24 protein-coding genes are annotated in these 24979 nt (G+C 73.5%); 19 read left to right on the forward strand and 5 right to left on the reverse strand.

Annotation, left to right across the window (positions count from 1 at the left end; all coding sequences use genetic code 11):
* The first annotated feature begins 6 nt into the window (after positions 1 to 6).
* The 6 genes from ACFV18_RS23100 to ACFV18_RS23125 all read left to right on the forward strand — a co-directional run bounded on the left by ACFV18_RS23100 (position 7) and on the right by ACFV18_RS23125 (position 7235).
* Complete coding sequence (locus tag ACFV18_RS23100) at positions 7 to 1374, forward strand: O-antigen ligase family protein (protein WP_380486076.1); 1368 nt, start codon at positions 7 to 9, stop codon at positions 1372 to 1374.
* On the forward strand, positions 1371 to 3086 hold the full coding sequence (locus ACFV18_RS23105) for a lipid II flippase MurJ (protein WP_380486078.1): 1716 nt from the start codon (positions 1371 to 1373) through the stop codon (positions 3084 to 3086). The genes ACFV18_RS23100 and ACFV18_RS23105 overlap by 4 nt, the downstream gene beginning before the upstream one ends.
* Positions 3079 to 3864, forward strand: coding sequence for a polysaccharide deacetylase family protein (locus ACFV18_RS23110; RefSeq protein WP_380486080.1), 786 nt, complete (start codon positions 3079 to 3081; stop codon positions 3862 to 3864). The genes ACFV18_RS23105 and ACFV18_RS23110 overlap by 8 nt, the downstream gene beginning before the upstream one ends.
* Positions 3861 to 5012 carry a glycosyltransferase gene (locus ACFV18_RS23115; protein ID WP_380486081.1) on the forward strand — a complete coding sequence of 384 codons (1152 nt, stop codon included), beginning with the start codon at positions 3861 to 3863 and terminating at the stop codon, positions 5010 to 5012. The genes ACFV18_RS23110 and ACFV18_RS23115 overlap by 4 nt, the downstream gene beginning before the upstream one ends.
* Positions 5013 to 5415: 403 nt before the next feature.
* On the forward strand, positions 5416 to 6060 hold the full coding sequence (locus ACFV18_RS23120) for a Wzz/FepE/Etk N-terminal domain-containing protein (protein WP_380486083.1): 645 nt from the start codon (positions 5416 to 5418) through the stop codon (positions 6058 to 6060).
* Positions 6057 to 7235 (forward strand): GNAT family N-acetyltransferase, encoded by a 1179-nt coding sequence (locus tag ACFV18_RS23125; protein ID WP_380486085.1) that lies wholly within the window; start codon positions 6057 to 6059, stop codon positions 7233 to 7235. Before ACFV18_RS23120 ends, ACFV18_RS23125 begins: the two co-directional genes overlap by 4 nt.
* Here the strand turns inward: ACFV18_RS23125 and ACFV18_RS23130 are convergent.
* Together ACFV18_RS23130 and ACFV18_RS23135 are read right to left on the reverse strand one after the other, a co-directional pair.
* Positions 7212 to 8297: a glycoside hydrolase family 26 protein gene (locus tag ACFV18_RS23130; protein WP_380486086.1), complete on the reverse strand. Its 1086-nt coding sequence runs from the start codon at positions 8295 to 8297 to the stop codon at positions 7212 to 7214. The two genes, ACFV18_RS23125 and ACFV18_RS23130, sit on opposite strands and share 24 nt — an antisense overlap.
* Before the next feature lie 104 nt (positions 8298 to 8401).
* On the reverse strand, positions 8402 to 9283 hold the full coding sequence (locus ACFV18_RS23135) for a neutral zinc metallopeptidase (protein WP_380486088.1): 882 nt from the start codon (positions 9281 to 9283) through the stop codon (positions 8402 to 8404).
* A 189-nt stretch (positions 9284 to 9472) separates the two neighbouring features.
* On the opposite strand from ACFV18_RS23135, the gene ACFV18_RS23140 reads away from it, so the two are divergent.
* The 9 genes from ACFV18_RS23140 to ACFV18_RS23180 all read left to right on the forward strand — a co-directional run bounded on the left by ACFV18_RS23140 (position 9473) and on the right by ACFV18_RS23180 (position 16336).
* The gene (locus ACFV18_RS23140) at positions 9473 to 10384 is read left to right on the forward strand and encodes a hypothetical protein (protein WP_380486090.1); all 912 of its coding nucleotides are present in this window, start codon (positions 9473 to 9475) and stop codon (positions 10382 to 10384) included.
* Between the two features lie 153 nt (positions 10385 to 10537).
* Entirely contained in the window at positions 10538 to 12136 is a 1599-nt protein-coding gene (abc-f, locus tag ACFV18_RS23145; RefSeq protein WP_380486092.1) for a ribosomal protection-like ABC-F family protein, read from the forward strand.
* Positions 12137 to 12476: 340 nt separating this feature from the next.
* A complete protein-coding gene (locus ACFV18_RS23150) occupies positions 12477 to 12710 on the forward strand; it encodes a helix-turn-helix domain-containing protein (RefSeq protein WP_014138756.1) in 234 nt (77 codons plus the stop codon).
* A gap of 302 nt (positions 12711 to 13012) precedes the next feature.
* Positions 13013 to 13813, forward strand: a complete 801-nt coding sequence (locus ACFV18_RS23155; protein WP_380486094.1) for an enoyl-CoA hydratase/isomerase family protein — start codon at positions 13013 to 13015, stop codon at positions 13811 to 13813.
* Between the two features lie 245 nt (positions 13814 to 14058).
* Positions 14059 to 14541 (forward strand): Asp23/Gls24 family envelope stress response protein, encoded by a 483-nt coding sequence (locus tag ACFV18_RS23160; protein WP_380486096.1) that lies wholly within the window; start codon positions 14059 to 14061, stop codon positions 14539 to 14541.
* A 46-nt stretch (positions 14542 to 14587) separates the two neighbouring features.
* Positions 14588 to 14779 (forward strand): hypothetical protein, encoded by a 192-nt coding sequence (locus tag ACFV18_RS23165; RefSeq protein WP_380486098.1) that lies wholly within the window; start codon positions 14588 to 14590, stop codon positions 14777 to 14779.
* Positions 14779 to 15123: a hypothetical protein gene (locus tag ACFV18_RS23170; RefSeq protein WP_380486100.1), complete on the forward strand. Its 345-nt coding sequence runs from the start codon at positions 14779 to 14781 to the stop codon at positions 15121 to 15123. The genes ACFV18_RS23165 and ACFV18_RS23170 overlap by 1 nt, the downstream gene beginning before the upstream one ends.
* Positions 15120 to 15707: a DUF6286 domain-containing protein gene (locus tag ACFV18_RS23175; RefSeq protein WP_380486102.1), complete on the forward strand. Its 588-nt coding sequence runs from the start codon at positions 15120 to 15122 to the stop codon at positions 15705 to 15707. The genes ACFV18_RS23170 and ACFV18_RS23175 overlap by 4 nt, the downstream gene beginning before the upstream one ends.
* Complete coding sequence (locus tag ACFV18_RS23180) at positions 15704 to 16336, forward strand: alkaline shock response membrane anchor protein AmaP (protein ID WP_380486104.1); 633 nt, start codon at positions 15704 to 15706, stop codon at positions 16334 to 16336. The genes ACFV18_RS23175 and ACFV18_RS23180 overlap by 4 nt, the downstream gene beginning before the upstream one ends.
* A 183-nt stretch (positions 16337 to 16519) precedes the next feature.
* On the opposite strand, the gene ACFV18_RS23185 is transcribed toward ACFV18_RS23180, so the two are convergent.
* Complete coding sequence (locus ACFV18_RS23185; protein ID WP_380486106.1) at positions 16520 to 17275, reverse strand: SDR family oxidoreductase; 756 nt, start codon at positions 17273 to 17275, stop codon at positions 16520 to 16522.
* A gap of 182 nt (positions 17276 to 17457) precedes the next feature.
* Here ACFV18_RS23185 and ACFV18_RS23190 point away from each other — a divergent pair, with 182 nt between their 5' ends.
* Complete coding sequence (locus tag ACFV18_RS23190; RefSeq protein ID WP_380486108.1) at positions 17458 to 19734, forward strand: SpoIIE family protein phosphatase; 2277 nt, start codon at positions 17458 to 17460, stop codon at positions 19732 to 19734.
* A 68-nt stretch (positions 19735 to 19802) separates the two neighbouring features.
* On the opposite strand, the gene ACFV18_RS23195 is transcribed toward ACFV18_RS23190, so the two are convergent.
* Positions 19803 to 20609 carry an SURF1 family protein gene (locus ACFV18_RS23195; RefSeq protein WP_380486110.1) on the reverse strand — a complete coding sequence of 269 codons (807 nt, stop codon included), beginning with the start codon at positions 20607 to 20609 and terminating at the stop codon, positions 19803 to 19805.
* Positions 20610 to 20631: 22 nt separating this feature from the next.
* Positions 20632 to 21612 (reverse strand): DEDDh family exonuclease, encoded by a 981-nt coding sequence (locus ACFV18_RS23200; RefSeq protein ID WP_380486112.1) that lies wholly within the window; start codon positions 21610 to 21612, stop codon positions 20632 to 20634.
* A 122-nt stretch (positions 21613 to 21734) separates the two neighbouring features.
* On the opposite strand from ACFV18_RS23200, the gene ACFV18_RS23205 reads away from it, so the two are divergent.
* The 3 genes from ACFV18_RS23205 (at position 21735) to ACFV18_RS23215 (ending at position 24948) form a co-directional block, all read left to right on the forward strand.
* Positions 21735 to 22778: a zinc-dependent alcohol dehydrogenase family protein gene (locus ACFV18_RS23205; RefSeq protein WP_380486115.1), complete on the forward strand. Its 1044-nt coding sequence runs from the start codon at positions 21735 to 21737 to the stop codon at positions 22776 to 22778.
* Between the two features lie 200 nt (positions 22779 to 22978).
* The gene (locus ACFV18_RS23210) at positions 22979 to 23338 is read left to right on the forward strand and encodes a DUF485 domain-containing protein (protein ID WP_380486117.1); all 360 of its coding nucleotides are present in this window, start codon (positions 22979 to 22981) and stop codon (positions 23336 to 23338) included.
* Positions 23335 to 24948, forward strand: coding sequence for a cation acetate symporter (locus ACFV18_RS23215; RefSeq protein ID WP_380486119.1), 1614 nt, complete (start codon positions 23335 to 23337; stop codon positions 24946 to 24948). Before ACFV18_RS23210 ends, ACFV18_RS23215 begins: the two co-directional genes overlap by 4 nt.
* Positions 24949 to 24979 lie beyond the last annotated feature (31 nt).

Genomic DNA, 24979 nt, shown 5'->3' on the forward strand with positions numbered 1-24979 from the left:
CAGGCCGTGGCCGTCACCCTCCGACTCCCGCCCGCCGCGGCCCGGTTCACCGGCGCAGCCGCACCCCGCCCGGGCCGGCCCACGCCCCGGCCGAGCTGGCTCGCCGCCGCCACCGTGCTGCTGGTCTGCGTCCCCACCGGGGAGAAGGACGTCACCGCCGCCGTCCACGTCACCCCGGCGGACCTGGCCTCGCTGGCCCTGGTCGCCCTGACCGCCGTCCAGCTGCTGCGCGGCCGGCTTCCCCGGCTCGACCGGGCGGCCGCCACGCTGTTCGGCGCCGTGGTGCTGGCCGCCGCCGTCGCCACCGTGCATTCCGTGGACCCGGCCGCCAGCCTCACCGGCTTCGTCCGGCTGGTGCAGATCTTCGTGCTGGTGCCCGCCGCCGTGCTGCTGGCCGTCCGCGACCGCAACGACCGGCGGCTGGTGCTCGGCTCGTTCGTGCTGGCCGCGCTGATCGAGGGCGCGGTCGGCGCCGTCCAGTACCTGACCCGCACCGGCGCCTCCTACACCGGGCAGCCGATCCGCGCCGTCGGCACCTTCGGCGCGCTCGACATCATGGCGATGTCCGGCGTGGTCTCCTTCGGGCTGCTGGCCGCCCTCGGGCTGGCCCTGGCCGAGCGCCGCCCCGGCGGCAGCCGCCCGCTGCGCCGCGCGATGTGGGCGAGCGCCGCGTTCCTGGCCTTCCCGCTGGCGGTGTCGTTCAGCCGGGGCAGCTGGATCGCCACCGCGGTCGCCGCCACCGTGCTGCTGCTGCGCGCCGACGCCCGACTGGCCGTCAGAGGCGTACTGGTCGGCGCCGCCGCCGCGGTGGTGCTGGTCGGCGGGCTCGGCCTCGGCGCGTCCGGCGTCACCGAGCGGCTCAGCTCGATCGGCTCGGTCTCCGCCGCCCCCGACCAGTCCGTCTCCGACCGCTACGACCTGTGGGCCACCGCCGGCCGGATCTGGCAGGACCACCCGGTGGCCGGCGCCGGACCCAAGGCGTTCCAGCAACTGCGCGACAGCCACGCCCCGCTCAGGCTCTCCTCCGGCAGCGACGCCGCCGACTCCACCATCGGCTTCCAGCGCGAACCGCTGCTCTCCCCGCACAACATGTACTTCCTGGTGCTCAGCGAGCAGGGCCTGCTCGGGGTGGTCGCCTACCTCGCGCTGTTCCTGACCCTGCTGCTCGGCTGCCTGCGCCGGGCCACCGGTCCCGGCCTCGCCGCCCTCGCGCTGCTCTGCTGGGTGCTCTGGGACTTCCTGTACGCCGACATCGGCGGCACCACCACCGTGCTGACCTCCGTGGTGCTCGGCCTCGCCGCCCGCACCGCGCTGCCGGGGCCCGACTCCCGGGCCGCGAACGGTCCCGACTCCCGTGGAGCGAACGGCACATGACGACAGACCAGCCGGTGGCGGCACAGGTCGCCACGACCGTCCCCGTACCGGCCCCGCGCACCGACGGCGAGGACGCCGCACCCCGGGGCGGCTTCCTGGCCAAGGCGTTCGGCGTGACCGCGCTGCTCAGCGCGGCCGGCTCCGGGCTCGGCCTGCTCCGCGACCTGCTGCTGGCCCGCTACTTCGGCGCCAACCAGGGCACCGACGCCTTCCTGGTCGCCTGGACGGTGCCGGAGACCGCCGCGCCGCTGCTGATCGAGGACGCGATGGCCTTCCTGATGGTCCCGGCCTTCAGCCTGGCCCTGGTGCTGCGCGAGGAACGCCCCCAAGGGCCGGACCCGGTACGGCAGTTGACCCGCTCCACGCTGCCCTGGCTGCTGCTCGCGCTGTGCACGCTGTCCGGCATCGTCGCGCTGTTCGCCCCGCAACTGGTCGAGCTGCTCGCCCCCGGCCTGGCCGACCCGCGGCTCGCCGTCACCTGCACCCGGATCACCGCCGTCACCGTGGTGCCGTTCGGCGTGGCCGGCTACCTGGCCTCCGCGCTGCGCGCCCTGCACGCCTTCACCGCGCCCGCCGTCATCTACGTGATGTACAACCTGGGCATCCTGGCGCTGCTGCTCAGCGGCCACCGCCTGCTCGGGGTGCGCTCCGCCGCGCTCGGCGTGGCGCTCGGCAGCCTGCTGATGGCGGGCGTGCTGGTGGTGCCGTTCGCCCGCCGGCTGCGCGGCCGCGGGCGGCGGGCCCGGCGGCGCGGCGCCGGGCGCGGGCTGGTGCTGATCCCGCTGGCGCTGCTGCCGGTGGCCGCGTTCTCGCTGACCCGGCAGTCCCAGGTGTTCATCGAGCGCTACCTCGGCTCGGCGCTGCCGCCCGGCACCATCTCGCACCTCAACTACGCCGCGAAAGTCAGCCAGTTGGCGATGACCTCGGCGATCCTGATCGTCACCGTGACCTTCCCCGTGGTGGCCCGGGCGATGGCCGCCGGCGATCTCACCGCCGCCCGCGACCGGGTCGAGAAGGACCTCGGCCAGGCCGCCGCGCTGGTGCTGCTCGGCACCGCCTTCCTGCTGTCCTGCGCACCCGCCGTGGCCGCGCTGCTGTTCCAGCGCGGCGCGTTCGGCCCTGCCGACACCGAGGCCACCGCGGCCGTCATCCGGGTGTACAGCTTCGGCCTGCCCGCCCAGGCGATGATCGGCGTGATGGTGCGGCCGTACTTCTGCGTCCGGCCGGTGGTGCGGCGCGCCGAGGCCCCGCGTGCCGAGGGCGACCGGACCACCTGGCTGGACTGGTACCCGGTCGGCGCGATGATGCTCGGACTGGTCGTCACCTTCACCCTCGGCGTCACCCTGACCCCGCATTTCGGGGCGCCCGGCCTGGCCGCCGGCAACGCGGTCGGGATCACCTTCACCGCGGCGCTGCTGATGCGCGGCCTGATGCTGCGCGGCATCGCGCTGCGGCTGGGCCTGGTGCTCGGCGGGCAGGCCCGGCTGCTGGCCGCCGCGATCACCGCCGCCGGGGCCGGCTCGCTCGCCGTCCGGGCGGTCACAGCGCCGCTGTCCGCCGCCCTGTTCGGCGGCGCCACCGTCCTGCTGGTCTTCGCGGCCCTGGGCACGCTGTTCGGCGTCCCCGAGGTCCGCGGACCGGTCCTGGCGCTGCTCGCCCGGGCCCGGCGACCGCACGCCCCCTCACCCGCCGAAGGGAAGCCGCATGGTTGAAACCTGTCTGCCGGCGCAGGTGCTCGCACCCCGGCTCGCACCCTGGATCCTGATGTACCACTCGGTCGCCGAGGAGGACGAGGATCCCTACCAGCTCACCGTCAGCCCCGAGCGGTTCGCCGAACAGATGGACTGGCTGTACCGCTCCGGCCGGCGCGGCGTCAGCGTCCGCGAACTGCTCGACGCCCAGGCGCGCGGCCGGGAGTCCCGGCTGGTCGGCCTGACCTTCGACGACGGCTACGCCGACTTCGCCCGGCACGCCGTCCCGGTGCTGCGCGAGTACGGCTTCACCGCCACCGCGTACGTGATGCCCGACCTGCTCGGCGCCGCCAACCACTGGGACGCCGAAGGCCCCCGCAAGAAGCTGCTGACCGTGGACCAGGTCGTCGAACTGGCCGCGTCAGGCTGGGAGATCGGCTCGCACGGCTTGGGCCACCAGGCCCTGTCCGGGCTGTCGCCCGCCGCACTGGAACGCCAGACCAAGAAGAGCCGACGGGACTTGGAGGACCTGGTGCGCGGCCCCGTCACCGGCTTCTGCTACCCGTACGGCTCCGTCGACCTGCCCGCCACCCGGGCCGTGCGGGACGCCGGCTACGACTACGCCTGCGCCATCGAGCACTCCTCGCTGACCGGCCGGCACGCCCTGCCGCGCTGCTACGTCGGCGACCGCGACGGCGCCTGGCGGCTGCGCGCCAAGCACGGCCGCCACCGCTGGCGCGAGGCCGTCACCGGGCTGCGCTGGGCCCCGCCGAAGCCCACCACGGGGGAGTGGCGGTGAAGGTCCTGCATGTGGTCACCGGCCTGCACGCGGGTGGTGCGGAACGTCAACTCGCCCTGCTGCTGAGGCACTTGCCGAAAGACCAGCGGCACGAGGTGGCCACCCTGACCAACCCCGGCACAGTGGCCCGCGAACTGCGCGCCGACGGCTTCACCGTCCACCACCTCGCCATGCGCGGCAACCGCGACCTCGGCGTACTGCCCCGGCTCACCCGGCTGATCCGGGCCGGCCGCTACGACCTGGTCCACACCCACCTGTACCGGGCCATGCTGTACGGCCGCCTTGCCGCCCGGCTGGCCGGGGTGCGGGGCGTGCTCGCCACCGAGCACTCGCTGCAGGCCGGGGTGATCGAGGGCCGGCCCACCTCGCCCGGCGTCAAGGCGCTGTACCTGGCCGCCGAACGGCTCGGCGGCACCACCCTGGCGGTCTCCGGCCAGGTCGCCGCCGTGCTCGACGCCTGGGGCGTGCCCGCCCACCGGGTCCGGCTGCTGCCGAACGGCATCGACGCCGCCCGGTACCGCTTCCCACCCGCCGAGCGGGCCGCCCACCGCGCCCGACTGCGCGCCGAACTCGGCCTGCCCGCCGACGCGTTCGTGGCCGGCGGAGTCGGCCGACTGGTGCCCGGCAAGCGCTTCCACATCCCGCTGGAGGCACTCGCCGCGCTCCCGGCGGACACCCGGCTGCTGCTGATCGGCGAGGGCCCTGAACGGGCCGAACTTGCCGCCCGCGCCGAACAGTTGGGCGTCCGTGAGCGGCTGGTCCTCACCGGCGAACGCGACGACGTGCCCGAGCTGCTCACCGCGATGGACGTCCTGGTCTCGCCGTCCCGCGCGGAGACCTTCGGGCTCGCCGCGCTGGAGGCCCTGGCCGCCGGGCTGCCGGTGCTGCACTCCGCCTGCCCGGCGCTGGCCGAACTACCGGTCGGCGCCGCCCCGCACGCCCGCCTGCTGCCGTCCGAACCTGCCGCCTACGCCCGCGAGTTGACGACGGCCGCCGCCGCGCCCACCGGACCGGTCCCGGTGCCGCCGGCCGTCGCGCACTACGACATCACCCGGATCGCGGCCGAACTGGCCGCCCTCTACCGGGAGTCGGCCGGCGCCCTGCCCGGCCCCCGCCACCCCGCACGCCGCCGCGCGGGCGCGCACTGACCCCCGCCATCCCTTCTCTGGAGTCCCTCGATGCCCGAACCCCGCCGCCGCTCCCGTGCGCTGTTCCGCCGCTGGCGGCCGCTGGCGGCCGCTGGCCGTGGCGGTCCCGCCTGGTGCGGCGGCCCGTCCCCGCTGACCTCGTTTTCTGGAGCCCTCCGATGCCCGCACTTTGCCGCCGCTCCCGTGCGCTGTTCCGCCGCTGGTGGTCGATGGCCCTCGCCGTCCCGCCAGGCGTGGCGGCCCGTTCCCGCTGACCTCGTTTTCTGGAGTTCCCCGATGCCCGCACTTTGCCGCCGCTCCCGTGCAGTGTTCCGCCGCTGGTGGTCGATGGCCCTCGCCGTCCCGCCAGGCGTGGCGGCCCGTCCCCGCTGACCCCGTTCCCCTCGTTCTCTGGAGCCCCCCGATGCCCGTACTGCGCCGCCGCCTCCGCGCGCCGGCCCGCCGCTGGTGGCCGATGGCCCTCGCCGTCCCGCTCGGTGCGGCGGCCGGGGCCGGCTATGCCGTCGTCTCGCCGCCCTCCTACGCCTCCTCCGCCTACGTGGTGGTGGTTCCGCAGAGCGCCGGCGAGAACGCCAACGCCGTCAACTTCGCCCAGGCGTACGGCCGGCTCACCGGCCAGCCGCAGGTGCTGATCGGCGCCGCCGCCGAGACCCACCACTCGGTGGCCACGCTGGCCGCCCTGGTGCGCGGCACCACCTCCCCCGACGCCCCGGTGATCGAGATCACCGGCACCGGCCCCCGCCCCGAGGACGCCGTGCAGAACGCCGGCGCGGTCGCCCGCTCGCTGATCGCGTTCGGCAACGCGGGCAGCAGGGAGACCGGCGTCAAACTGGTCCAACTCGCCGCCGCCGCCGCACCCGACGCCCCCACCTCGCCGTCCGCCACGCTGGACACCGCGGTCGGCGGTGCCGCCGGCGTGCTGCTCGGCACCCTGGTGATGCTCACCCGCCGCAAGGCCGAGGGGGCTCCCGCGTCCGCCACCGACACCGCCGGCGCCGTGTTCCCCATTCAGGCCGAGACCTTGCGGACCGAAGGGGTGTACCGATGAAGCTCCGCCAGCGGCCCGCCACCGCCCGGGTCCCCGCCCAGGCCGACCACGCCGTCGCCGACCGCCACCGCTGGAGCTCCGAAGTCCTGCGCGCCGACGACGCGTTGGACCAGGTCGCCGACGACTGGGACGACCTGTACCGGCGCTGCTCCACCGCCACCTCCTTCCAGGCCGCACCCTGGCTGCGCTCCTGGTGGCAGGGCTACGGCCGCCCCGGCGCCCTGGTCGTGGTGCTGGTTCGCCGCGACGGCCGGCTGGTCGCCGCCGCCGCACTGCGCCGCCGCGGCCCGTTCGGCGGCCTGACCAACCTCGGCGGCGGCCTGGTCGACTTCACCGACGTCCTGCTGGACGACGAGTGCGCCGACCGCGCCGCCGCCGAACTCGCCGCCGCGCTGCCACTGCGCCGCCCCTGGCACAGCCTGGAGCTGCGCGAGGTGCACCCCGAGGCCGCCGTGCAACGGGTGTTCGCGCACTGGCCGGGCCGCCGGCACCGGTTCGCCGACTCGATGTGCCAGTACCTGCCCGCCGTCCCGATGGACCAGCTGCTCAAGCGGCTGCCCGGCAAGAGCGCGCAGCGCAGCCGGGGCAAGCTCCGCAGGATCGCCGAGGCCGGGGTCCGGGTGCACACCGCCACCGCCGACGAAGTCCCGGACACCGTACGCGAGTTGCTGCGCCTGCACCGCCTCCAGTGGCAGCACCGCGGGGTCACCCCCGAGCACCGCACCGAGCGCTTCGCGCACCACCTCACCGAGTCCACCGCCGCCCTGGTGGCCACCCGCCGGGCGGCCATACAGCGTTTCGAGCTCGACGGGCAGCTGGTCGCGGTCGACCTGATCCTGCTGTGCAACCCGTTCGGCGGCCTGTACATGTACGGCGCCCACCCCGCCCTGCGCGAGCGCCTGGACATCGCGGGCCTGCTGTTCGGCGCCGCCCTGGACGAGGTGCGCGCCGCCGGGATCCCGCAACTGAGCCTGCTGCGCGGTCAGGAGCCGTACAAGCAGCGCTGGCGCCCCGACCGACTGCCCAACCAGCGGCTGGTGTTCGGCCCCGGCCGGCTCGCCCCGTTCGCCGCCGCCCGGGCCCTGCGGGTGCGGGCCCGGACCGCCGCCGTCCGGCTGCTGCGGGCCAGGCTCCCGAAGCTGAAGGAGGCGCTAGTGCGGGCCAGGCTTCGGTGACGGATCGAGGGCCGGGCCGGCCGCCCCGGACGAGCCGGACATCAACTGCCGGTAGACCTCCGCCGACTTCGGGTTGTCCTTGCACTGCCAGAAGCCGTGCGGGCAGTAGTCGGTGAGAGTCTGGTAGGCGGTGTTGTGGGTGCGCATCCACTCCACCATCCGGCGCACGTACTCCGGGTTGTCGCCGTTGCGGAACAGCCCCCACTCGGGGTAGGAGACCGGCTTGCCGCGCTTGGCCGCGAACTCCACCTGGTCCTGCAGCCCGTACGGCTCGTTGACGTACTGGTCGAAGGTGCCGCCCGCGGGCATGTCGTAGCTGTCCATCCCGAGGATGTCGACCACGTCGTCGCCGGGGTAGCAGCGCGTCCAGGGGATCGCGTCCAGCCCGCGGGTGGGGGTGAAGTCGAAGCTGAAGCGCTGCCCGGGCACCGAGCGCATCACGCCGACGATTCGCCGCCAGTACGCCTTCCACGCGCCCGGGTCGGGCCGGCAGCGCGAGGTGTAGGTGATGCCGTTCATCTCCCAGCCCAGGGTGATGACGGTGTCGGCCCCGCCCAGCGTCACCAACTTGCGGGCCAGGCGCAGGAAGTGCTGGTCGAACTCGCCCTTGTTGCCGCGCGCCAGCAGCGCGGCCACCTCGGCGTCCGGCACGTCCCCCTCGTTGGGGACGAGCATCGGCACGCCCAGCACCAGCTGCCGGGCCGGGTCGGCCTGCCGCCACTGCGACCACAGGCCGAGCACCACCGGCTCGCCCTCGATGTCCTGCCAGCCGTTGCCGGCCAAGTAGGTGTGGCCGACCTGCATGTTGGCGTTGTTCAGCCAGGACGCCATCCGCGCGATGTTCGGGATGTACTCGTTCCAGGAACCGACGAACGCGCCGAACGGCACCTCGTGCAGGGCCCGTTGCACCACCGGGCGGGGCGCCGCGCCGCGTGGCTGGATGGCGTCCGAGGAGAGCACCGCGTGCCGCTCGGTCTGGCTGAGCGGCGTGCCCGAGGGCACGCTCGCGGTCGTCATCAGCAGCAGAGCGGCGGCAGCCAGGGTGATACGGCCGAGGCGCATGGGCTCACTCCGAACGGACTCGGGGACAACGGCGGCGCCTGGAGCGTAACCTGACAGACCATCAGAAATTGCGCATGTCACCCCATCGGGTCATGGCCGGACGGTCATCCGAAGGTGTTGCACTTGGCCATGTCGCCGGTCCGGTAACCGGTGGTGAACCACTGCTTTCGCTGCTCCGAGGAACCGTGCGTCCAGGTCTCCGGGTTGGTCTTCCCGGTGGCGCGCTGCTGGATCCGGTCGTCACCGACCGACTCGGCGGCATCCAGCGCCCGGGCGATGTCGTCGTCCGTCAGCTTGGTGATCAACGGACGGCCGGTGGACGCCTGCGGGGTGGTGGTGGCGTGGTGAGTCCACACGCCCGCGTAACAGTCCGCCTGGAGTTCGAGCTTCACCGAGGCGCTGTCCGCGCCCTGCCGGTCGTTGCCGACCTTGACGCCGAGCAGGGTCTGCACGTGGTGCCCGTACTCGTGGGCCACCACGTACGCCTCGGCGAACGGGCCGCCCTGGGCGCCCAGTTGGCGGCCCATGTCGTTGAAGAAGCCGAGGTCGAAGTAGGCCTTGTGGTCGCCCGGGCAGTAGAACGGCCCGACCGCCGAGGTCGCCGAGCCGCACGCGGTCTGGACCCGGTCGGTGAACAGCACGCTGTCCGCCTGCGAGTACTTCTTGCCGCGGTTCGCGAACTCGCCCTGCCAGTAGTTCTGCACGCTGTTCACCACCGCCAGGATCCGGCAGTCCTGCCGCTGGTTGGCGTCCGCGCCGGTCTTGCACGTCGAGGTCTGCGGCGTGCCGGTGGCCTTCCCCGCCGCGGGCGCGCCACCACTGCCGTGCGAGCTGCTGAACATGGACGGGTCCAGCCCGAGCACCAGGGCCACTATCAGGCCGACGATGCCGACCGCGCCGCCGCCGATCGCCACCGCGCCGCCGGGGATACCGCGGCGGTCCTCCACCTGCGAGCCGTCCAACTGGGCGTCGTCGTCGAATTCCATCCCTGTCTCACCTCTGTAACAGTCCGTCGGCCGGTCGAAGTCGCACCCTAGCGGCCCCTTCGGGCCGCGAGGCGGCCCGCCGACGCAGGTCGGAACCGGTTGTGTCGGAACCGTATAAGGGGTGCGGCAACGGCGTGGCGCGTTCGAATCCAGCTGAATTCCGTCGGGGTCGGACGGTACGCTCCGGCCGTGTCCTTCAATCCGCTGCGCAGTCTGTCGCCCCGATCGGTTCTGCCCGCCGCCGCCGCGCTGCTGGTCCTCGCGGCCGGCGCAGCGGCGCACGCCAACCGCCCGCAGCCGTTCGGGGACAAAGTCGTGCCCGGCGCTGCGGACGCCACCCCGGTCGGCGCCCAGTCGGCCAGCACCGGAGACCTGAACCTCAAGGTCGGCCCCGGCATGGAGGTCTACTCCAGAAGCACTGGCGAACACCTGTGGTCCTACCGCCGCGACGGCGGCACCGCGCTCTACCTGACCATGGTCGGCGAGGACGCGGCGGTGGTCTGGGACGACGGCATGGTCACCTCGGTCAACCCGGCCGACCACTCGGTGCGCTGGCACCGCAGCGTCCCCGGCCTGGCCGACTGGCTGCGCGCCGACGGCGAGCCCGGCGCGGCCGACCGCACCGAGGAGCAGCGCCAGGCGCTCGCGGTGGAACGGGCCGCCGCCGCCCTGCACCCGTCCGCCGACTCCAAGGCCGACCCGTTCGTCACCGTGGTCACCCCCGGCCTGCTGATGGGCTTCCGCGAACGCGACGGCGACCTGCGCTTCAACTCCCGCCCCCCGGCGGGCTGCACCTTCGACCCCGCCCGCACCGCACAGAGCGAGGACGCGGCGCTGGTCCCCCGGGTCTGCCTGCCCACCAACGGCTCGGCCCCCCGCCAACTGCCCGGCGGCGTCATGGTGTTCGCCCTCAACGCCCCCGGCAACTTCCTCAACACCGGCCCCGACGTGAAGATGCGCCCGCTGGACAGCCACCGGATCGCGATCGACGACGGCCCCGTGATCGGCACCTGGGTCTACGACACCACCCGGGGCGCCCGGGAGGTCAACTGCGGCGCCTCGATGCCGTTCGCGGCCACCACGCCGACCTGCGAGAAGTGAGACCGGGAGCGCGAACGCAGGGGCGCTGGGGGAGGTACCCCCACGCGCCCCTGGTGGTGCTCCCGGCTGTGCCCCAGGAAATCGTTTCGCGCACTCCCGTAGACTGAGGCGAATGGCTGAGTGCCATACCCACGTCTAGGAGTGACCCCAGCCATGATTACCGCGAACGCCCTGGAGCTCCGTGCCGGCGCCCGCATCCTGATCGAGTCCGCCAGCTTCCGGATCGCCCCGGGCGACCGCATCGGTCTGGTCGGCCGCAACGGCGCGGGCAAGACCACGCTCACCAAGGTGCTCGCCGGTGAGGGCCTGCCGGCCGGTGGCACCGTCACCAGCTCCGGCGAGGTCGGCTACCTCCCGCAGGACCCGCGTACCGGTGACCTCGACGTGCTCGCCCGGGACCGCATCCTGTCCGCCCGCGGCCTCGACACCGTGCTCAAGAAGATGCGCGAGAACGAGGAGCGGATGGCCAACGGCAAGGGCGCCACCCGCGACAACGCGATGAAGAAGTACGCCCGGCTGGAGACCGAGTTCCTCACCAAGGGCGGCTACGCCGCCGAGGCCGAGGCCGCCACGATCGCCGCCGCGCTGGGCCTGCCCGACCGGATCCTCGGCCAGCCGCTGCACACCCTGTCCGGTGGTCAGCGCCGCCGCGTCGAGCTGGCCCGGATCCTGTTCTCGGACGCCGACATCCTGCTGCTCGACGAGCCCACCAACCACCTCGACGCGGACTCGATCGCCTGGCTGCGGGACTTCCTGAAGACCTACAAGGGCGGCTTCATCGTCATCTCGCACGACGTCGACCTGGTCGAGACGGTCGTCAACAAGGTCTTCTACCTGGACGCCAACCGCTCCGCCATCGACATCTACAACATGGGCTGGAAGCAGTACCAGCAGCAGCGCGAGGACGACGAGAAGCGCCGCAAGCGCGAGCGCGCCAACGCCGAGAAGAAGGCCGCGACCCTCAATTCGCAGGCCGACAAGATGCGTGCCAAGGCCACCAAGACCGTCGCCGCGCAGAACATGGCCCGCCGCGCCGAGAAGCTGCTCTCCGGTCTGGAGCAGGTCCGCCAGTCCGACAAGGTCGCCAAGCTGCGCTTCCCGGACCCGGCCCCGTGCGGCAAGACCCCGCTGACGGCCGAGGGCCTGTCGAAGTCGTACGGCTCGCTGGAGATCTTCACCGACGTGGGCCTGGCGATCGACCGCGGCTCCCGGGTCGTCATCCTCGGCCTCAACGGCGCCGGCAAGACCACCCTGCTGCGGATGCTGGCCGGGGTGGAGCAGCCGGACACCGGTGAGGTGATCCCGGGCCACGGCCTGAAGATCGGCTACTACGCCCAGGAGCACGAGACGCTCGACCCCGAGCGCACCGTGCTGGAGAACATGCGCTCCGCCGCGCCCGACACCGACCTGGTGCAGATCCGGAAGATCCTCGGTTCCTTCCTGTTCTCCGGCGACGACGTCGACAAGCCGGCCGGGGTGCTCTCCGGCGGTGAGAAGACCCGGCTCGCGCTGGCGTCGCTGGTGGTCTCCAGCGCCAACGTGCTGCTGCTCGACGAGCCCACCAACAACCTCGACCCGGCCAGCCGCGAGGAGATCCTCGGCGCGCTGCGCACCTTCACCGGCGCGGTCGTCCTGGTCACCCACGACGAGGGCGCGGTGGACGCGCTCCAGCCCGAGCGGATCATTCTGCTCCCCGACGGCGTCGAGGACCTGTGGAGCCCCGCGTACCACGACCTGGTGTCGCTCGCCTGAACCCCGACGGTCCGGAGGCAACCGGCGACTAGACACCGGGTCGGCCGTCGGTACGAGGGGAACTGGTCGTCCGTCCATTCCGGGAACACCCGGGCCCGCACAGCCGTTGGCTCTGCGGGCCCGCTCCGTTTCCCCCTCGCCCGGGCGGGCTGAGCAGCGGATTCGCTCACCGGAACGGATCGCGGAGGGGCGCGCACACCCTCCGTGAGCGCCCTGGTGCGCAGCGAACACCACCGGACGAGCCCGCTTTCCGGTGACGGACCTTGTCGAATGGGTGGCCAGGAGCCTGGCAATGGGTGATCATGGGAATCTGACTGATCACCTCTACGAGGAGGCACGGGTGGCCGAGACTCTGAAAAAGGGCAGCCGGGTGACAGGTGCCGCGCGTGAGAAGCTCGCGGCCGATCTCAAGAAGAAGTACGACTCCGGCGCGAGCATTCGCGCCCTCGCGGAGGAGACGGGCCGTTCCTACGGCTTCGTCCACCGGATGCTCAGCGAGTCCGGGGTCAACCTCCGAGGTCGCGGTGGCGCCACGCGCGGCAAGGGCAAAGCCGCTGCGGCCGCCGGTTCCTGACGGTCCATCACCTCCGGCGGGCGGCGCTCCGAGCAGCTCCGGCCGCCCATGCTGCACCAGCACGCTGCTCGTCACTGCACGACGTTCCACACGGATCGGCGGCCGGGTTCTCCCGAGCCGCCGACCGTCGTTTCCGGGCCCTTGCGCGGCCCTTGGGTGGGCCCTTGCGCCACTCCTTGCGCGCGGGCATTTCTTGAGCATTCCACCGGTATTCCTGTACGCGGATCCGGCGCTTTGTTACTCTCCAGTAGCCCGTCGGGGTCGGCGGGCGTCCCCGCCCTGTCGCTGGAGGTAGCACCGCCATGACCACCCACATCCCCGACGCCGACCGCACCGCGTGGGAACAGGCCGGCGTCCGCCTCGACCTGGACGGCGAACTCGCCACCGTCACGCTCTGCGACCCCAAGCGCCGCAACGCCCAGACCCCCGCCATGTGGCGCGCCCTCGCCGCGATCGGCCGCGCCCTGCCCGGCACCGTCCGGGTCGCCCTCCTCCAGGCCGAGGGCACCTCCTTCTCGGCCGGCCTCGACCGCGCCATGTTCACCCCCGAGGGCATCCCCGGCGAGACCGGCTTCCTCCAGCTCGCCGCCTCCACCGACGCCGAACTCGACGCCACCATCGCCTTCTACCAGGAAGCCTTTACCTGGTGGCGCCGCACCGACTTGATCTCCATCGCCGCCGTCCAGGGCCACGCCGTCGGCGCCGGCTTCCAGCTCGCCCTCGCCTGCGACCTGCGCGTCGTCGCCGAGGACGTCCAGTTCGCCATGAAGGAAACCTCCCTCGGCCTGGTCCCCGACCTCACCGGCACCAAGCCCCTCACCGACCTGGTCGGCTACGCCCGCGCCCTGGAAATCTGCGCCACCGGCCGCCGCGTCGGCGCGGACGAGGCCGTCGCCACCGGCCTCGCGAACGTCGCCGTGCCGACGGCGGAGCTGAGCGCCACGGCGAAGGACCTGGCGGCCGCGCTGCTGGCCGCGCCGCGGAACGCCGTCATCGAGACCAAGGCACTCCTCCAGGGGGCGGGCGACCGGACGTACGAGCAGCAGCGGGCGGCCGAGCGAGAGGCGCAGGCGCGCCGGCTCCGGGACCTCGCGGGCATGTAAGGGCGCGAAGACAGGGGCGCGGGGAACTGCGCGCAGCGGAAGGCACTCACCGGCAAGATCGCGATGCAGGGCAATGACTTGCACCTGATCGCGACCTTGCAGACGTGCGCTCCTTGCTCGCGCAGTTCCCCGCGCCCCTGTTTTCGCACCCACCTGCGTTCGCACCCGCTCGCGTGTTGCGTGGCGGAATGTCAGGGTTGTGGGTGATTTGCGATATAGCTGGATCCGAACCCAGGAGGCCCGACATGGCGCAGCCCTACACCCCCACGCCCGCGGATCTGCAGAAGGGCCTGTCGGAGGCGCAGCCGGTGTCGGCGAGTGGTGAACGTGGGCGGACGGCGCTCGCGGTCGGGGTGGTGGAGAAGATCGCGGGGATGGCGGCCCGTGAGGTGGCCGGGATCCATGCGTTGGGGTCGGGGTTCTCGCGGACGTTCGGGGCGATGCGGGACCGGGTGCCGGGGTCGAAGTCGAGTGTCGCGCGGGGGATCAAGGCGGAGGTCGGCGAGAAGCAGACCGCCATCGACATCGCGCTGGTGGTCGAGTACGGGGTGGTGATTCCCCGGCTGGCCTCGGAGGTGCGGGCGAACATCATCGAGGCGGTCGAGCGGATGACCGGCCTGGAGGTGGTCGAGGTGAACATCGCCGTGAACGACGTCCACCTGCCGGACGAGCCGGAAGAGGTCGAGGAAGAGGAGCCGTCCTCCGGGCGGCGCCCGCGGGTGCAGTGAGTTGTCGGGACGGACCCTTTCGAGACGGACTGCGAAGGAGTGGCGGATGAACCTGGCGTTGGTGGGCATGCTTGCCGGCATGGCCCTCGGCTTCGCCGGCTACTTCGGCGGATTCGCCGCGTTCCTGCTGGTCGCGGCGCTCGGGGCGGTGGGGTTCGTGGTGGGCCGGGTGGTCGAGGGGGATCTGGAGCTCGGTGAGCTGGGTGAGTTGCTGCGCGGCCGGGACCGGCGGCGCTGATGGCGTACTCGGGGGCGGTCGCGGGCCCGCCCGCGCAGCGCGGTGGTGAGCAGATCGCCGACCGGGTGTACCGCCGGATCGCGGCCCGCGCCGCCGCCGACGCGCTCGCCCCGGCCTGGCGGGGCCGCCCGGAGCCCGGGCCGCAGCCGAAGGCGTCGGCGCTGTACGTGCACGGCCGGGTCCGGCTCACGCTGCATGTGGAGCTGCCGTTCCCGTGCGACGTCGCGGCGCTGGCCCGGACGGCACGGGACGCGGCGTGCGAGCGGGTCGCCGAGCTGACCGGCACCACTGTCACCTCGGCCGAGGTGATCGTGGACCGCCTGCACCCGGCGGGCCTGCGGTGAGCGCGACGGCGAAAGAGCTGCGCAAACGCAGCGCGGTCCGTTGGCTGCGGTCCGAGCGCGGGGTGGTGACGGCGCTGGTGGTGGCGGTCGTGGTGGTGGCCGCCGGGATGCTGCTGTACGACGTGATCGCGGTCCGCTCCGGTGGCCAGGCCCGGCCGTGGCGGCGGGAGTTGGCGCACCAGTTGGCGACCCGACACCTCGACGACCCGTGGGTGCTGGGCTTCGCCGCCGGGGCGGTGCTGCTCGGGCTGGTGCTGCTGTGGTTGGCGTTCCGGCGCGGGCTGCGCGGCTGGCTGGCACTGGAGCCGCGCGGGACGGCGATCCACCGCAGCGCCGTCGCCGCGCTGCTCTCGCTCCAGGCCCAGCACCACGCGGACCTGCACTCCTGGCAGGTGAAGGTGGGGCGGTGGCGCACCCGGGTGACAGTCACCGGCGCCACCGACCCGGCCGAGGTGGAGCGCCACCTGCGGGCCGAGCTGGGCCGGATTCCGCTGGCCGGCCCGCACCGGCTGGACGTCCGTACCCGACCGGTGCGGGAACGTCACCACCGCCGCGAACTCGCCGAGCTGGAGCCGCCCCGATGAGCCGACGCACCGTCAACCGCACCATCCTGACCGTGGTCGGAACCCTGCTGCTGGTCGGCGGAGCACTGGTACTGCTGGGAGGGCTGGACGTCTACGGGCACCTGGGGATCACCCCTCCGCACTGGTGGCCGCTCACCTCGCCCGACCAGCCGGTGCTCAGTACCGCCAGCCGCACCCGCTGGACCGACCGCGACTGGTGGTGGCCGGTGGCGATCGCGGTGCCCGCGCTGGTCGTGATCGGCGGGCTGTGGTGGCTGTTCTCGCAGCTGCGCCGCAGCGGCCCGGCCGGCGTCGATCTGCCGTCCCCCGCCGCGCCCGGGCAGTCGCACTTCGCGCTGCACGTGCGCAGCCGGGCCGTCGAGGACGCGATCGAGACGGAGCTCATCGCCCTCCCCGCGGTCGACCGGGTCACCGTCCGGGTCACCGGCGCCGCCCGCCGCCCCTCGGTGCACACCGCCCTGCGGCTCACCCCCGGCGCCGACACCGCCGCCCTGGTCCACGCGTATCACGCCGGCCCGGTGGACCGCGCCCGCCACTCCCTCGGCCTGGCCGCCCTCCCCGCCGAACTCCGCCTCCGAGCGGCCCGGCCCCGCAAGGAGCGCACGAAGAAGACCCCTCGCGTGCGGTGACCGCGGGAGAACTGCGCGACAAGCGCCAGGCCCGTCCGCAAGGTCGCGATCACGTGCAGGTCATTGCCATGTGTCGCGATCTTGCGGCGGGTGCCTTCCGCTGCGCGCAGTTCCCCGCGCCCCTGGGTTCGCACCCGCGCGGTTCCCCGCGGCTCTGGTTGTGCTCTACCTGGGTTTGCCGGCTTACAGACCGCGGGTGGCTCCGCCGTCGATCGGGACCATCACTCCGGTGAGGTACGAGGCGGCGGGGGAGAGCAGGAATGCCGCGGTGCGGCCGAATTCTGCTGGGGTGCCGTAGCGGCGGAGGGGGATGCCTGCTGTTGCGGCTTCCCGCGCGGCTGCGGGGTCGGGGGCGAGGGAGTCGAGTTCGCGGACGCGGTCGGTGTCGATGCGGCCGGGGAGCAGGCCGAGGACGCGGATGCCGCGGGGGCCGAGCTCGTCGGCGAGGGTCTTCGCGGCCATGGCGAGGCCGGGCCGCAGACCGTTGGAGATGCCGAGGCCGGGGATCGGCTGGCGGACCGAGGTGGAGAGGACGAAGGCGATGACGCCCCCGGAGGGGAGGCGTTCGGCGGCGGCGCGGGCCAGCCGGAGGGCGCCGAGGAAGACGGAGTCGAACGCCGCACCCCAGGCCTCGTCGCTGGCCGTGGCGACCGGCCCGGCGGCGGGGCCGCCGACGCTGATCAGCATGCCGTCGAAGCCGCCGAAGCGGCTGGTCGCGGCGTCGATCAGGCGTTGCGGGGTGGCCGGGTCGGCGTTGTCGGCGACCACGCCGTACGCGTTGTCGCCGAGGGCGCGGGCCGCGTTGGCGACCGAGTTTTCGGTGCGGCCGGTGACGACGACGCGGGCGCCCTCGGCGATCAGCTGTTCGGCGGTGGCGTGGCCGAGTCCCCGGGTCGAGCCGGTGACCACGTACACCTTGTCCTTGAGTCCGAGATCCATGCCGATCATTCTCGCCGGTCGGCACGGACGGGTGACGGCAGGCCCACCGGCAGGCCGGGGACGCCGGGTTCGTCACCGACGGTGAGCGGCAGGCCGGGTGTCGATGGCGCGTGGCCGGGAACCGTTCGAAGATGGGGGGACCGGACCACCCACCCGAGGTGCAGCGCATGGAAAGTCGGCGGTTGCCCAACATCGACGGCATCGCGGCCGCCCTGGTCGACGGCGACGGTCGCGTCGTCGGGTGGACCGCCGCCGCCGAGCAACTGCTCGCACTGGACGCCGCCCAGGTCACCGGCCGGCCCGCCCGCGAACTGCTCGCCGAAGGGGAGGAGTACGTGCTCGGCCGCGGGGCCGGGGAGGTCCGGCTGCGCACCGGCTCCGGGGTGCCGCTGGAGGTCGCGTACCAGGTGCTGCCGCTGGCCGGCGAGGGCGGCGGGGTGCGGGCCCTGGTGCTGGCCACCCCCGCCGACATGGTCGCCCGGCGGCGGCAGGACGAGGCGTTCACCCGGGAGCTGTTCCTGCAGGACCAGCTCGGCCTCGCCGTGTTCGACGCCGACCTGCGGCTGCTGCGCACCAACACCCACCTGCTGCCGTACACCGGCCTGCCCGACGGCCTGGCCGGGTCCAAGCTGCACGACTACCTGCAACCGGAGGACGCCGACGCCGCCGAGGCGATCCTGCGGCACGTGGTCACCACCGGGGAGCCGGTGGTGCGCACCGCGCTGCGGATCCGCCCGCTGAACGACCCGCGCGCCGGGGCGGTGATGGAGATCCAGGCGTTCCGCCTGCAGGCCCTGGACGGCGCCGTGATCGGCGTGACCGCGCTGTTCGGCGACGTCACCGAACTGCACCGGTACCGGCGGCGGGCCGACGTGCTGCACCGGGCCACCGCCGCCGTCGGCGGCTCGCTGTCGGTGGCCGGCAACGCCGAGGACCTGGCCGGGGTGCTGGTTCCCGGGCTCGGCGACCGGGTCGAGGTGGACGTCGCCGAGGCCGTGTTCACCGGCGACGAGCCGCAGCCCGACGCCGACGGCCGGCTCGCCGTCCGCCGCACCGCCACGGCCGGGCCCCCGCACGCCGACGGCCGCCCGCTCGGCCCACTCGGCCGGGAGGTGCTCGGCACACCCGCCGGGCTGGTCGAGGACCCGCCGTCGATGAGCGCCCCGCTGCAGGCCCGCAGCGGCCCGCTCGGCCGGGTCACCGTCCACCGCGCCGCCGCCGACGGCCCCTACCAGAACGAGGACCTGGTGCTGCTCCGGGAGATCGCCGCCCGGGCCTCGCTCGCCCTGGACAACGCCCGCCGCTACACCCGCGAGCACCGGGCCGCCGTCGGACTCCAGCGCAGCCTGCTGCCGCCCGCCGAGACCGCCGTGCCCGCCGCCACCACCGCCAGCGTCTACCGGCCCACCGACACCGCGACCGGCGTCGGCGGCGACTGGTTCGACGTCATCCCGCTCTCCTCCGCCCGGGTCGCCCTGGTGGCCGGCGACGTGGTCGGCCACGGACTCCAGGCCAGCGCCACCATGGGCCGGCTGCGCACCGCCGTGCGCACCCTCGCCGACCTGGACCTGGAACCCGACGAACTGCTGGTGCACCTGGACGACCTGGTCTCCCAGCTGGTGGTCGAGGGCAGCGAGGAGGAACGCGAACGCGGCGTCGCCGACCCGTCCGGGGCGACCTGCGTGTACGCCGTCTACGACTCGGTGGCCGGGATCTGCCAGGCCGCCAGCGCCGGGCACCCGCCGCCCGCGCTGGTCCACCCCGACGGGCAGGTCGAGTACCTGCCGGTCAGCCCCGGGCCGCCGCTGGGCGTCGGCGGGCTGCCGTTCGAGGCCGCCGAGTGCGCGCCGCGGGCCGGCAGCGTGCTGGCGCTGTACACCGACGGGCTGATCGAGGGCGGCAACGGCGGCGACGTGGACGAGGGCATGGCGCAGCTCGCCGCACTGCTCGGCGAGGCCGACCTGCGCGGAGACCTGGCCGCCGCCGGGCGGGCGATCGTCGCGGAGATGGCCACCGCCGGGCAGAGCGACGACGTCACGCTGCTGCTGGCCCGGCTGCACCCGGTGCCGGCCGAGGACACCGCCGCCTGGACCATCGAGGCCGACCCGGCGGCGGTCGCCGGGGTGCGCGAGGCGGCCAGCCGGACCCTGGAACAGTGGGGGCTGGGCGAGCTGGTGTTCACCACCGAACTGGTGCTCAGCGAGCTGGTCACCAACGCGATCCGGTACGCGGGCGGGCCGGTGATGGTGCGCCTGATCCGCTCCTCGGTACTGACCTGCGAGGTGTCCGACCCGAGCGCCACCCAGCCGCGGATGCGCCGGGCCCGGCTCACCGACGAGGGCGGACGCGGCCTGTACCTGGTCGCCCAGCTCACCGAACGCTGGGGCAGCCGCTACACCCGCAGCGGCAAGACCATCTGGGCCGAGCAGCGCCTCGACCCGCCACCGCTCACCTGGTAGCGCCGACCGGTCCGTCCGGCGCTGCCGCTCAGCCGGTGGCGCCGAGGCGCGTCTCGACCTGCTACCGCTCAGCCGGTGGCGCCGACCAGTTCGTCCTGCGCCGTCGCCGGCTGTGCCGCGTGCTGCTTGGCCTCGCGGCGGGCCAGCACCACCAGGCCGGCCGGGATCAGCGTGGTGAACAGCCACCATTGGATGGCGTACGCCATGTGCGGGCCGATGTCGGTGTGGCCGGGCTCGGCGAGCGGCACCGGGGAGGTGCCGGCGGCGGGCTGGGAGGAGGCCAGTTCCAGGTAGCCGCCGAGCACGGTGGCGCCGGAGTACTTGGCCTGCTCCGTGCTGTTGATCACCTTGTACATCCGGTCCGGCAGGCCGCCGCGGTTCTTCGCGCCCAGCGCGGCGTACGTCTCGTCGGCGCGCAGCCGCCCGGTCACCGTCACCTCGCCGTCCGGCGGGGCGGGGACGGCGGGGAAGTCGGCGGCGCCCGCGCCGGACTCCACCCAGCCGCGGTTGACCAGCACCGAGCCCTTGCCGTCGGCCAGCACCAGCGGGGTGATCACGAAGTAGCCGATGGAGCTGCCGCCCGGCTCGGTGCGGCCGCGGATGACCACCTCGTGCGCGGTGTCGTAGTGACCCTGCGCGGTGACGGTGCGCCACACCTCGCCGCCGGGGACCGCCCAGCCCGGCGAGGACAGCGAGTCGAAGGGGACCGGCGGGCTGCCCAGGTTCCGGGCCACCAGGTCGTTGCGGGCCACCCGTGCCTCGTGGCGGTGGTACTGCCAGAAACCCAACCGGATCATGGTCGGGATCAGCACCAGCGCCAGCAGGACGATGACCGCCCAGCGCGCGGACAGCAGGAATCGGTACACACCGGGCACGCTAATCCTCCTTACCGTCGCGTCACGCACCGGGGTGCGGCGCGACCTCCCGCAGCAGCTGCAGGAACGCGTCCTCGCCGACCACCGGGGTGCCGTATTCGCGGGCCTTGCGGGCCTTGCCGCTCCACGAGGTGGGCTCGTTGGTGACCAGCAGGCTGGTGAGCCGGCTCACCGAGGAGGCGATGTGCAGGCCCGCCTCGATCATCCGGTCCTCCAGCAGTTCGCGGTCGGTGGCGGTGTCGCCGGTGATCGCCACCCGCATGCCCTGCATCAGCGGCGAGCCGTCCGCCCAGCGCCCCGGGTTCGGGTACGGGCAGGCGGGGCGCTTGCGGGAGGGCCGGTACGAGCTGCTCCAGGAACCGCGGGACGGACCGGCCGGGGCGCTCTCGCCGAGGTCGGTGACGGCCACGCAGGTGGTCAGCGGCAGCGGCACCCCGCCGCTGCGGGCCAGCGCCAGCGAGGGGCGGAACACCTCGGCGAGCACCCGGGCGTCGTCCAGCGCGTGGTGGGCCTGGCGCTGGCTGACCCCGAAGTGGGCGGCCAGCGAGGAGAGTTTGCCGTTCGGCAGGGGCAGCCGCAGGTCGCGGGCCAGCACCATGGTGCACAGCCGCTGCTCGACAGGGGCGCGCAGACCGGCCCGGGAGAACTCGCGGGAGATCATGTTCCAGTCGAACAGGGCGTTGTGCGCGACCATCACCCGGTCGCGCAGCCGCTCGGCGAACTCGGCGGCGACCTCCGGGAAGGTCGGCGCGCCCACCAGGACCTCGCTGGTCAGGCCGTGGATCCACACCGGGCCGGGATCCCGCTCCGGGTTGACCAGGGTGTACCAGTGGTCGGTGACCTCACCGTCCGGGTCGAGCTGGTAGACGCCCGCCGAGATCACCCGGTCCGAGCGCCCGAGTCCGGTGGTCTCCACGTCGACCACCGCGAAGCCGCGCCCGGCGCCCCCGCCGGGGCCGGTGCGCTGTGCCGGGAGCGGCGAGGTGGGGAATGGCGCGTACATAGCGCACCACTTTACGGGGAACGGGGGACGGCTCCGCCCGGATCGGTCACCCGGACGGCCGTTCTAGAGTGGCAAGTGGGTGCGAACCCGGCATCCGACCTCTGCAACGAAGGACAACCCTCATGCGCGCCACCGTGATCCACGGCCCCCAGGACATCCGGATCGAGGAGGTGCCCGACCCGCGGATCCAGCGGCCCACCGACGCCGTGGTGCGGGTGCTGAACGCCTGCATCTGCGGAAGCGACCTGTGGGCGTACCGGGGCGTGGCCAAGCGGCAGGCCGGGCAGCGGATCGGGCACGAGTTCCTCGGGTTCGTCGAGGAGGTCGGCCCCGAGGTGCGTGATCTCACAGTCGGCGACCTGGTGGTGGCCCCGTTCGTCTGGTCGGACGGCGTGTGCGAGTTCTGCCGCGAGGGCCTGCAGACGTCCTGCCCGCACGGCGGGTTCTGGGGCGCGCCCGGCTCGGACGGCGGGCAGGGCGAGGCGGTCCGGGTGCCGTTCGCGGACGGCACGCTGGTGAAGCTGCCCAAGGAGGCCGCCGGTGACGCGAAGCTGCTGCCGGCCCTGCTGGCACTGTCCGACGTGATGGCGACCGGGCACCACGCGGCGGTGTCGGCGGGCGTGCGGCCCGGCGCGACCGTCGCGGTGGTCGGTGACGGCGCGGTCGGCCTGTGCGGTGTGCTGGCCGCGCACCGGCTCGGCGCCGGCCGGATCATCGCGCTCGGCCGGCACGCGGGCCGCACCGCGATCGCCCGCAGCTTCGGCGCCACCGACGTGGTGCCCGAGCGCGGCGAGGCGGCGATCGAGGCGGTGCGCGAACTGACCGGCGGCCGGGGCGCGCACGCCGTGCTGGAGGCGGTCGGCACCGAGGAGTCGATGCGCACCGCGATCTCCGTCGCCCGCGACGGCGGCGCGGTCGGCTACGTCGGCGTGCCGCACGGCGGCAGCGCGGGCGTGGACATCCGCCAGATGTTCGACCGGAACGTCTCGGTGCGCGGCGGCGTCGCCCCGGCCCGGGCGTACATCCCCGAGCTGCTGCCCGACGTGCTGTCCGGGGCGATCGACCCGGGCGCGGTGTTCGACCGGACGGTGGACCTGGACGGCGTGCCCGAGGGCTACCGGGCGATGGACGAGCGGACGGCGCTGAAGGTGCGCATCGCCTTCTGAGAACCTTCGATCGACTGATTGTCAGACCGGGGCGGCCGAGACGGGCCGCCCCGGTCCTGCGTTTCCGGTCAGTTTTCGACCGGGTCGTGCACGGGATCTTCTCGCGGCCCCGCCCCGGATCTACCATGCTCCGCACTCCACACGACAGCACCCACGCCCATCCGATCGTCCGTCGCACCGAAGACGTCAGGAGGCACTGCGTGACACCCCCGCCCGAGACCGCCCCGGAACCGTTCACCGGCATCGAGGAATCACCGGAATTCCGTCAACTGCGCAGCTCCTTCCGGAACTTCGCCTTCCCCGTCACGGCCGGATTCGTCCTCTGGTACCTGCTGTACGTACTGCTCTCCTGCTACGCGCCCGGGCTGATGGGCACCAAGGTGGCAGGCAACATCAACCTGGCCCTGGTGCTCGGCCTGCTCCAGTTCGCCAGCACCTTCGCCATCGCCGCCCGGTACGCCCGCCACGCCGGCCGGCGGCTCGACCCGGCCGCTGCCGCCATCCGGGGGCGCGCCGCTGCCGCTGCCGCTGCCGCCGCTGTCGAGGAGAGTGCCGAATGATCCAGCTGGCCGGCACCGCGAGCGAGCACCGCACCCTGATCATGTCGCTGTTCGGGGCCTTCGTGATCGCCACCCTCGGCATCACCCTGTGGGCCGGACGGCAGACCAAGGACGCCGCCGACTTCTACGCCGGCGGCCGCGCCTTCACCGGCTTCCAGAACGGCCTGGCGATCTCCGGCGACTACATGTCCGCCGCGTCCTTCCTCGGCATCGCCGGACTCATCGCCCTGTTCGGCTACGACGGCTTCCTCTACTCCATAGGCTTCCTGGTCGCCTGGCTGGTCGCGCTGCTCCTGGTCGCCGAACCGCTGCGCAACTCCGGCCGCTACACCATGGCCGACGCGCTCGCCTTCCGGATGCGCCAGCGCCCCGTGCGCACCGCCGCCGGCATCTCCACCATCGTGGTGTCGATCTTCTACCTGCTCGCCCAGATGGTCGGCGCCGGCTCGCTGGTCGCCCTGCTGCTCGGCGTCAGCGGCGACGGCGCCAAGCGCTGGACGGTCGTGGCGGTCGGCGCGCTGATGGTGATCTACGTGACCGTCGGCGGCATGAAGGGCACCACCTGGGTGCAGATCGTCAAGGCCGTGCTGCTGATCGCCGGCGCCGCGACGATGACCGTCATGGTGCTGGCCAAGTACCACTTCAACCTGTCCAGCCTGCTCGGCGCCGCCGCCGACGCCAGCGGCAAGGGCCACGCCTTCCTCGAACCGGGACTCAAATACGGCGTCACCGGCACCACCAAACTCGACTTCCTCAGCCTCGGCATCGCCCTCGTCCTCGGCACCGCCGGGCTGCCGCACATCCTGGTCCGCTTCTACACCGTCCCCACCGCCAAGGCCGCCCGGAAGTCCGTGCTCTGGGCGATCGGCATCATCGGCGTCTTCTACCTGATGACGCTCGCCCTCGGCTTCGGCGCCGCCGCGCTGGTCGGCCCGAAGACCATCAAGGCCTCCAACGCGGCCGGCAACACCGCCGCCCCGCTGCTCGCCGAACAACTCGGCGGCGGGGCGGGCTCCACCGGCGGCGCGGTGCTGCTCGCGGTGATCTCCGCCGTCGCGTTCGCCACCATCCTGGCCGTGGTCGCCGGACTCACCCTGGCCTCTTCCTCGTCCTTCGCCCACGACCTCTGGGCCAACGTGATCCGGCGCGGGAAGGCGAGCGAGAAGGAGGAGGTCGCCAGCGCCAAACTCGCCGCCGTCGCGATCGGTGCCATCGCCATCGTGCTGGCGATCTTCGCCGACAAGCTGAACGCCGCCGCCCTGGTCGCGCTGGCCTTCGCGGTCGCCGCCTCCGCCAACCTGCCCACCCTGCTGTACTCGCTGTTCTGGAAGCGGTTCAACACCGTCGGCGCGGTCTGGGCCACCTACGCGGGCCTGATCACCTCCGTCACCCTGGTGATCTTCTCCCCGGTGGTCTCCGGCAACGCCAAGACCTCGCTCTTCCCGCACAGCGACTTCCACTGGTTCCCGCTGGAGAACCCCGGTCTGGTCTCCATACCGGTCGGCTTCCTGGCCGGCGCGATCGGCACCTGGCTGGCCCGCGAGAAGGCCGACCCCGCGAAGTACGCCGAACTGGAGGTCCGTTCGCTCACCGGGCTCGGCGCCGACTGACCCCGATCGCGGCCCGGTTAAGCTGGCCCGG

This window comes from Kitasatospora sp. NPDC059673, assembly GCF_042734215.1.
Classification (GTDB): domain Bacteria; phylum Actinomycetota; class Actinomycetes; order Streptomycetales; family Streptomycetaceae; genus Kitasatospora.